The sequence below is a fragment of the Butyricicoccus sp. AF35-5AC genome (assembly GCF_003477715.1).
Taxonomy (GTDB): Bacteria; Bacillota; Clostridia; order Oscillospirales; family Butyricicoccaceae; genus Agathobaculum; species Agathobaculum butyriciproducens.
In genome coordinates, this window is the sequence record NZ_QUDX01000048.1 from 1 (window position 1) to 363 (window position 363).

Annotated in this window: 1 protein-coding gene; it reads right to left on the reverse strand. The window is 54.3% G+C overall.

The features are described from left to right. A partial coding sequence (locus DWZ82_RS15805; protein ID WP_243022971.1) for a virulence-associated E family protein occupies window positions 1–363 on the reverse strand: 363 nt, incomplete at both ends.

The window sequence follows — 363 nt, forward strand, 5'->3', positions numbered from 1 at the left end:
CGGATTTCCCATTGCTTCGGCTCGTCAAAAGCATGGTTCAAAGCTTCCTTGTAGAGCTGCTTGGAACAGACCATGCTCCCGGTGTACTTATCAAGATACGCCTGTATCATTCCGGCTTTGGTGTCCTCCGGCATAAAATCCCGCTGGTGTTCTTTGAGATACCGCTGCATGGCGGGGCTGAAAGCCAGCTTGAACCTTCCGCTTCGGTAAATCTCCATCGCTTCTGCCCACATCTGCTCGATATAGGCTCTGGAAGCGGCTTCGTCCTCCAAAATGTGAACCTCGGCTTGCTCCGGGTACACCATGACGGGGATAAAGCGGCGGTTGCCGGAACGGTCAAGGGGCAGGAAGTCAAGGGCATTG